Consider the following 8224-nt stretch of genomic DNA (forward strand, 5'->3'; position numbering starts at 1 on the left):
ACTTCGCAAACGCCGGATACGCTTCCGTCAAAACGTGAAAGACTCTAGCCTGCACATGACATTGATACCGTCGGACGATGCATCCGGGCTTCGCCGTGCGCCCGCGCGGTGCTAATCTGCCTCGGACTACACGGAGAGTGTCATGGACATTGCCGGGTGGCTCTCGAGCCTTGGGCTCGGCAAATATAGCAGAACCTTCGCCAAGAACGAGATCACGCCCGAAGTGCTCCGGCATCTCTCGGACGCGGACCTCAAGGCGTTGGGGCTGCCGATGGGCCCAAGGAAGCTCGTATTGGCCGCGATCGCGGAGCTTGGCAAGCGCGATATAGGGGATCCCGCCACAGCGGCCGGAATTGAACCGATCCCTGGAAGTGGTCCACCGCCTCGCCCGGAAGCTGAACGTCGCCAGTTGACGGTGATGTTTGTCGATTTGGTTGGATCGACCGCGTTATCAGGTCGGTTGGACCCCGAAGAGATGGGGGAGGTGATCCGGAAGTACCAGATCGCGGTGGCCGCGGAGATCACGCGTGTGGATGGCCATGTCGCGAAGTTCATGGGGGATGGGATCTTAGCCTATTTCGGGTGGCCTCGGGCCCACGAGAACGAAGCCGAGCGGGCGGTGCGGGCCGGGCTCGCCATTGCCGGCGCGGTCGCCAAGCTGGCGACACCCGCGAAAGAGCCACTGGGCGCGCGTGTCGGCATTGCCACGGGTCTGGTGGTGGTAGGCGACTTGGTCGGCGAAGGTGCAGCGCAGGAGGAGGCGGTGGTCGGCGAGACGCCGAACCTGGCGGCGCGACTCCAATCACTGGCTGAGGTCGGCGCAGTGGTGGTCGCCGAACCGACGCGACGGCTGCTTGGCGAGCTCTTCGAGCTGGTTGATCTCGGCACCCACGATCTGAAGGGGTTCGCCCAGCCGGTGCAGGCATGGCTGGTCATGGGCGAGAGCCGAGCCGAGGGCCGCTTCGAGGCGCTGCGCGGGATGCGCCTCACGTCGCTCGTCGGCCGCGATCAGGAGGTAGCCTTGCTCCTCAACCGCTGGCGGCGGGCCAAGGATGGCAGGGGTCAGGTCGTACTGCTGTCGGGCGAGCCGGGCATCGGCAAGTCGCGCATCGCGATCGCCTTGCGCGAGCGGCTCGGCGAGGAATGCCTGTCGCTGCGCTATCACGGCTCGCCCTATCGCACGAACAGCGCGCTGTTCCCGGTGCTGGACCAGCTGCGTCGGGCCGCCCGCTTCGGGCACGAGGATGCGCCGGAGGTGAAATTGGCCAAGCTGGAGGCACTGCTTGTCTTGGCTGGGCCTGACCCGAAAACGGCGATGCCGCTGATCGCCGAGCATTTGACGATCCCGACAGGCGACCGCTACCCGATGCCCGAGCTCGCACCGCAAGAGAAGAAGGCGAGGACCTTTGAGGCGCTGCTAGCCCAGCTTGAGAGCCTCGCAGCCAAGCAGCCGGTGCTCATGACGGCCGAAGATGCTCACTGGTTCGATCCCACCACCTTGGAGCTGTTCGATCGAATCGTCGATCAGATCGAGCGGCAGCCGGTGTTGCTGGTCGTTACCTTCCGGCCTGAGTTCGCGCCACGCTGGACCGGCCGACCGCATGTGACACAGCTGACGCTCGATCGCCTTGAGCAGAACGAAGGTGCCATGCTGATCGACCAGCTGTCTGGCGGGCGGCCGCTTCCTGCCGAGGTGCAGGCGGATATTCTCGCCAAGACCGAAGGCGTGCCGCTGTTCGTCGAGGAGCTGACAAAGGCGGTGCTCGAATCCGATCTGCTCCGCGAGGCCGGCGACCGCTACGAGCTTACCGGTCCGCTGCCGCCGCTCGCCATCCCCTCGACGCTACAGGACTCGCTCTTGGCTCGCCTCGATCGGTTGTCGCCGGTTAAGGAGGTGGCGCAAATCGGCGCTGTCATCGGCCGCGAGTTCAGTTACGAATTGCTGGAAGCGACCGCGCAGATGGACGAGCCGAAGGTCAGGACCGCTCTGGACGAACTTGTCCACGCAGAACTGGCGTTTTGCCGTGGCAAACCTCCTGACGCGAACTACACCTTCAAGCACGCGCTGGTGCGGGATGCCGCCTACGAGTCGCTATTGAAGAGCCGACGCCAGCAACTCCATTGCCGGATCGTCACCCTCCTCCGTGATCGCTTTCCCGAACGAGCAGAGGCGGAACCGGAGGTGCTCGCCCACCATGCTACCGAGGGCGGACTGTTCGATGATGCAGTGTCATCCTGGTACGAGGCGGGCTTGCGCGCAAACTATCGGTCGGCCGACGCCGAAGCCATTGCGCACCTCTCAAAGGGCCTGGACCTTCTCGCGCAACTCCCAGAGAGCCCGGCCCGCGACGATCGCGAGATCGATCTGCAGCTTGCGCGTGGCATACCCTTGGCATCCCTCAAGGGCTATGGGTCTGCCGGGGCCGTCGCCGCCTATACGCGAGCCTGCGAGCTATGTGCCAAACTGGGCAGCGAGACGTCCAAATCCTTCCCCGCGCTGCGCGGCCTGTGCACCGGCCACCGGGCCCGGGGGCGGATGCACACGGCCAGCGCCCTCGCTGATCAACTGATCGGGATCGCCCGGCAATCGGGCGACCCGTCCCTGCTGCTGGAGGCCCACCACGTCAATTGGACGACGCAATACGCGCTCGGTAAGTGGCGGTCGGTGTGCGAGCACACCGACCAGGGTCTCTTCCTCTATCGGCCAGAACACTTCTCGCACGCCTTCGTCTATGGCGGCCACGACTCCGGCGTGTGCGCAGCTGCCAAGCAGGGCGTCAGTCTGTGGATGCTTGGCTTTCCGGATCAGGCGTTGGCCCGGGCGCGAGAATCCATTACCCGGGCCCGCCAACTGCCTCATCCGCCCAGTTTGCAGCACGCTCTCTATCATGCCACCGTGCTGCACTACTTCCGCCGCGATGCCGCGGCGGCTCGGGAAGCAGCCGCGGCGAGGCTTCAATTGGCGCACGAGGGATTTCCGGCCTGGGTCCCCACAATCAATCTGCAGTTGGCCATGATCCAGGCCCTCGAGAGCGCACAGCAGGTTCCAGCCCCCGTCACCGCCGCCCCGCCGGCGCTGCCAAACGAAATCCTCAGTGACGTCGAGGGAAAAGGACTTGTTCTCTGTCTTTTCGGATGCGTGTGCGAACTGGCGGGCGAGGTCGACGCCGGCCTAAGCATGCTGCAGCCAGCAATATCCGAGGCGGCGGCTACTGGCGCGCGCCTCTGGGAGTCGGAATTTAGCCGGCTCACTGGAAATCTCCTGCTCCTGGCAAAACCCCGTGACTCCGAACACAGCGAGGCGCATTATCGCCGCGCCATCGAGATCGCTCGCGAACAGCAGGCGCGATCACTGGACCTGCGCGCGTCGACCTCGCTCGCCCGCCTGTGGGCCGACCGCGGCGATCGGCAAGAAGCCTACGACCTGCTCGCGCCGACCTACGCCTGGTTCACGGAAGGCTTCAACACGCGCGACTTGATCGATGCGAAGGCGCTTCTGGACAGCTGTGCATCGTCATGATCACGCCGGGAGCACGTCATGGCCCTTTACAGAAGCAACGGGGACCGGGTTCCCCATCACATTCGCCAACTGGCGGAGGACGTCAGGGCCGGCAAGATGGACCGGCGCGAGTTCCTGGCTCTCGCCAGCGTATTCGGCGCGTCGACCGCGTACGCCTACGGAATGATCGCTCTTGCAGTGCCCACCAACGCCATGGCGCAGGAACCCGTGAAGGGCGGTGTCCTCAAGGTCGCGATGCACGTCAAGGATCCGAAGGATCCGCGCATGGCGGACTGGTCCCAGATCGCCACCGCGCAGCGCCAGACGCTCGAGCCCTTGGTCAAATATACCCGTGAATTCACCTTCAAGCCCTATCTGCTGGAAAGCTGGGAAGTGAACGACGATGCTACCGAATACGCGCTGAAGGTCCGTCCGGGTGTGACCTGGAACAATGGCGACACGTTCAATGCCGACGACGTGATCTTCAATTTCACCCGCTGGGCCGACAAGAGCGCTGAGGGCAATTCCATGCCAGGCCGCATGGGCACGCTGGTCGACGAAAAGTCGGGCAAGCTGCGTGAAGGCGCTGTCACCAAGGTCGACGACATGACGGTCAAGCTCAGCCTGACCAAGTCGGACATCGGGCTGATTCCGAACCTCTGCGACTATCCCGGCCTGATCGTCCACCGCTCCTTTGACGAGACCGGTGCCAACTTCGTGCAGAACCCGATCGGCACCGGACCGTTCGAGCTCGTCTCCTACGATGTCGGCCAGAAGGTCGTCTACAAGCGCCGCGAGAACGGCAAGTGGTGGGGCGGCGAGGCCTATCTCGACGGCGTCGAGTTCATCGATTACGGCGCGGACCCCTCGGCAATGGTTTCGGCCTTCGAGGCCGGCGAGGTCCACACAAACGACGAGACGACCGCCGACTACGTGCCGATCCTCGATGCGCTCGATCTGGTCAAGTCGGAGGTGGTGACCGCGTCGACGATCGTGGCGCGCACCAACGTCGCCAACAAGCCCTATGACGACCAGAAGGTCCGCAACGCGCTGCAGCTCGCCGTCGACAACGCCGTCGTGCTCCAGCTCGGCTACGGCAATGCCGGCGACCAGGCAGAAAACCACCATGTCTGCCCGATCCACCCTGAATATGTGGAGTTGCCGAAGGTCGCCCGCGATCCGGCGAAGGCGAAGGCGATGATGGAGGAGGCCGGTCAGGCCGACTTCGAGCATGAACTTATCACGGTCGACGAGGACTGGCACAAGAACACCGGCGACGCCATCGCCGCCCAGCTTCGCGAAGCTGGCATTAAGGTGAAGCGCACCGTCCTGCCGGGCTCGACCTTCTGGAACGACTGGACGAAGTATCCGTACTCGATGACCAACTGGAACATGCGCCCGCTCGGCATTCAGGTCATCGCCATCGCCTACCGCACCGGCGAGGCCTGGAACGAGGCGGCCTATTCCAATCCGGACCTCGACGCCAAGATCGGCGAGGCGCTGTCGATCGCCGATGCCGAGAAGCGCAAGACGGTGATGGCCGACATCCAGAAGATCCTGCAGGATTCCGGCATTATCATCCAGCCTTACTGGCGCAAGCTCTATAACCACTCGGTGGCCGCGGTGAAGAACCATGGCATGCACCCAATGTTCGAGCACGACTTCGGAAAAGTCTGGCTGGAGGCTTGAGTCAGAGGACTGGGAGGCCATCGTCCGGATTTTCGAGGCACCGGCTGCTTTCCGGCCATACTCAGTCTTTGAAATCACACGCTCAAATGGCCGCTCCTGTGGCGCTTAGCGGAAGTCGCGTAGACCCATCAGAGCGCGCCGTTTAATTAGCCACAATGTCAGCATGGATCGTCCACCGGCTAAGGTCGCCTTTGACCCGAACGCGACTCTCGATACACCAATTGCGAACGCCAATGGGTCGAACCTGCCGTAGAGCTCCTTTCGCCAGATCGGGCTATTCACCCCAAATCGGCGACAAAGCTCGCAGGCCCGGGACCCCGTCCGGAAGTTCTGAACGGCAGTGCGTAGTAGTGCCGTAGGCGGACTGCGCGCTCGTTAGCATGCGCTGGCCAGACTGGGTTCAAATTCCGGATTGATCGGGCCCATCAGTCGAACCTACCTGCGCCGATGCCCGAAAGCAGCAACTTGCGATGCTGAAGCGGCGGCAATCCGAACCGCTTTCTGTAAGCGCGGCAGAACCACTCGGGTGAGGCAAAGCCGGAGGCCGCACCGACTGCCGATGCGCTCATGGTCGTCGAGCTCAGCAGATCGCGCGCGCGGTCAAGGCGCAGGTCCAAATAGTAGGCCGATGGGGCTTTTCCACCGTGACGCAGAAACAATGCTTGAATCCGCCGTTTGCCCAGTCCGCTTCTGCGCGCGATCTCATCCATACCGAGAGGCTCTTCGAGATGGTCCTTCATCAGAGTGACGAGGAGTCGGAAATGGGGATTGCCCGGTGAGCGATTGCTGTGTCTCTGGGGGGCACCCGCCGGCCGGATCGAGCCGTGGATTAGGGCCTCCGCGGTTCTTACCGCCAGCTCGGGTGAGGTGACATTGGCGATCCATGCCAGCATCGCGTCCCCGGTGGCCGTGCCGCCTGCAGCAGTCAAACGATTCCGGTCAAGCGCATAGATTGCGTTTTCGAGCGAAATTTCCGGATAGGTCTCGCGAAAGCCGGTCTCAGCTTCAAAGTGCACGACCGCTCGATATCCAGCGAGCAAACCAAGCTCGGCGAGGATGACGGTGCCCGTGTCGAGACCACCCAACATCCCGCCCAAGCGAGCCCGTTTACGGAGCATCGCCTTAGTGGAATCCGACACCTCGGCCAAAGGATCGTATCCTGCGCACAGCAGAAGAAGCGACAGGCCCGCTGCGTTGGCGACCAGTCCGGACGGCACCACCGGCACGCCGTTCGAGGCGGCCACTGGCGCGCCGTTTTGGCTCAACGTTTCCCATCGAAACACCGAGCGACCGGCAACCTTGTTTGCGAGTCTCAGTGTTTCGGTCGCCATAACATAGGCGAGAAGCTGGAACCGCGGGAAAAGCAATAGCCCGACGGTATGCTGGGTGGAGGAAATCATCGGGTGCATAATAAGTCAATTTTAGAGCACTTCAATTCAATAAACGGCAGGCAAAATGTGGCAAAAGGGAGAAATAGGACCCAAGAACCCGATACAATGGAGAACGCCATGACCACGACCAACGCCATCGCTCGCTCGATTCCGATCGTCTGCCCCGAGCCAGAATGGCAGACACGCTGCGAACTGTCCGCCGTCTATCACCTGCTCAAGAAGTATCGGTTGACGGACCTGACCAACCAGTGGCACGCGGCGCGCGTACCAGGTGAGAAGGCGATGCTGACCCATTGCTATGGCCTATTCAACGAGGAGGTCACAGCGTCGAACCTGATCAAAGTCGGCTTCGACGGGAGCAACATGAACCCGGAGAATGGCGAGCCGAACCCTTCGGCGACCGAGATCGCGAAGCTGTTCTTCGAAGCGCGTCCAGAGATCAACAGCGTGATGCACATCCATACCAAGGCAATCATGGGCGTCTCGGCGCAGACGACGGGTGTGCAGCCCTACAGCCAGGCCTTCCTTATGATTGGCGGCGCCGAGCAGATCGGCTACACCCGCTACGAGTTCGAATGCACCGACGACTTCCTGTCCGGGCTCCTTAAAGCGGCCCATAACAAGTCGATGATCGTCGAGGCTTTTCACGGCGCATTTGTCCTCGGCCGGACAGTGGGAGAAGCATTCTTCCGCTCATTCTATCTCGACCAGGCTTGCGCCGTGCAACTGGAGGTTCAGTCTGGCGGAGCCGCTGGTGCAGCTCTGATGACGCTTGGCCAACCCGAGATCGACCGCCATCTCGCCGACATGGCCAAAAGCGACTGGTACGGCTACGACGGCGCACTCGAATGGAAAGCGTGCCTGCGCTGCGTCGATCGCGAGGCGCCTACCTACAGGGCGTGAACTGAAGGTCGGCAAGGGGACCGATATGCGCCGTTCGGGCCCTAAGGGTCAACTCCTGGCGCTTACCGGCCGCTCTGGACCACGACCATTGTGCGCCGTTTAATTAGCCACAATGTCAAAAGGTTGTGGCCGCCGGCGGCCGCCACTTCGAGCGCCCGCTTGGCGCTTTCCTGGCCCTTGATGTCGGCAAGGTCGGGCAGGTCGCGCGCCGCAAGCTGGATGCCGGCCTCCGGCCGCGACAGCACCTGCGTGCCACGAAAATGGTTGGCGATCGCGATCAGGCTGCGCGGCGCCAGGATATCGAAATCCTTGCCGGCCCAGGCCGCCTCCGGCCCGCAGGCGAAGGGGCAGATCAGTCCCTTGCCCTCGGCGTTGGCGCCGATCGCCGCCGGCAGCGCGCCGGCCACACCGGCGATGGTGCCGTCGAGCGACAGTTCGCCGAGCACGACATAGCCGGCCAGCATGTCGCCCGGAATGGCGCCGAGCGCGGCCATGAGCCCAAGCGCGATCGGCAGGTCGTAGTGGCTGCCTTCCTTGGGCAGGTCGGCGGGTGCGAGGTTCACCGTCACCTTCTTCGAAGGCATCGACAGGCCCGAAGCATGGAGTGCCGCCTGCACGCGTTCGCGGCTCTCGGCCACCGCCTTGTCCGGCAGGCCGACGATCTGCATGCCGACCTTGCCCGGCGCGATCATTGCGCATTTCGCAAAAGCCGGACGGGGATTCCGCTAAGTCGCGGACAGTC

The 8224-nt window shown here is 63.2% G+C and carries 4 protein-coding genes and 1 pseudogene; 3 read left to right on the plus strand and 2 right to left on the minus strand.

The genetic code is table 11. The features are described from left to right. Window positions 1–142: 142 nt before the first annotated feature. Window positions 143–3520: an AAA family ATPase gene (locus tag AU465_RS33625; RefSeq protein WP_192257371.1), complete on the plus strand. Its 3378-nt coding sequence runs from the start codon at window positions 143–145 to the stop codon at window positions 3518–3520. A gap of 18 nt (window positions 3521–3538) precedes the next feature. Next, window positions 3539–5188, plus strand: a complete 1650-nt coding sequence (locus AU465_RS33630) for an ABC transporter substrate-binding protein (RefSeq protein WP_192257373.1) — start codon at window positions 3539–3541, stop codon at window positions 5186–5188. Window positions 5189–5613: 425 nt separating this feature from the next. Here AU465_RS33630 and AU465_RS33635 read toward each other — a convergent pair whose 3' ends face one another. Beyond that, complete coding sequence (locus tag AU465_RS33635; protein WP_192257375.1) at window positions 5614–6597, minus strand: GlxA family transcriptional regulator; 984 nt, start codon at window positions 6595–6597, stop codon at window positions 5614–5616. Between AU465_RS33635 and AU465_RS33640 the strand changes: the two genes are divergently transcribed. After that, window positions 6592–7482, plus strand: a complete 891-nt coding sequence (locus AU465_RS33640; protein WP_210325382.1) for a class II aldolase/adducin family protein — start codon at window positions 6592–6594, stop codon at window positions 7480–7482. The genes AU465_RS33635 and AU465_RS33640 overlap by 6 nt on opposite strands. Before the next feature lie 116 nt (window positions 7483–7598). Here AU465_RS33640 and AU465_RS33645 read toward each other — a convergent pair. Continuing rightward, window positions 7599–8174, minus strand: a pseudogene (locus AU465_RS33645) (magnesium chelatase domain-containing protein); the annotation flags it as partial. Between the last annotated feature and the right edge of the window lie 50 nt (window positions 8175–8224).

Source organism: Mesorhizobium silamurunense (genome assembly GCF_014843905.1).
In the GTDB taxonomy this organism is placed as follows: Bacteria; Pseudomonadota; Alphaproteobacteria; order Rhizobiales; family Rhizobiaceae; genus Mesorhizobium; species Mesorhizobium silamurunense.